Raw genomic sequence first — 412 nt, 5'->3', positions numbered from 1 at the left:
GCGGTGTACAGCGCGTTCAACGCGGCGATGCGCGACGTCGCCGAAAGCGGCTCGCGGGAAGTGCCATTGCACTTGCGCAACGCGCCGACCAAATTGATGAAGAGCCTCGGCTATGGCGAGGAATACCGCTACGCCCACGACGAGCCGGATGCCTATGCCGCCGGAGAGGATTATTTCCCCGAGGATCTGGAGCCGCGGCGTTACTATCAACCGGTGCCGAGGGGCCTGGAACTGAAGATCCGCGACAAGCTGGAACACCTGGCCGAGCTGGATCGCACCAGTCCCCGCCAACGCAGAAAATCCTGAGCGGTATGGGCTCGGCGGAGCTAGCCTGGCTTCCGCGACGGCGTCGATGACGTCGCCGGGGCCGGCGAAGCGCCAACCGGGCCACGAACCGCCGATAACCGACACG

1 pseudogene is annotated in these 412 nt (G+C 65.3%); it reads left to right on the top strand.

The features are described from left to right. A pseudogene (locus ACLJNW_RS23335) lies at nucleotides 1-306 on the top strand (recombination factor protein RarA); the annotation flags it as partial. Nucleotides 307-412: the final 106 nt, after the last annotated feature.

This window comes from Salmonella sp. SAL4457, assembly GCF_046548235.1.
GTDB classification, from domain to species: Bacteria; Pseudomonadota; Gammaproteobacteria; order Enterobacterales; family Enterobacteriaceae; genus Salmonella; species Salmonella enterica.
Note: the sequence above shows the minus strand (reverse complement) of the source record. Positions and strands in the feature narration are given on the sequence as shown.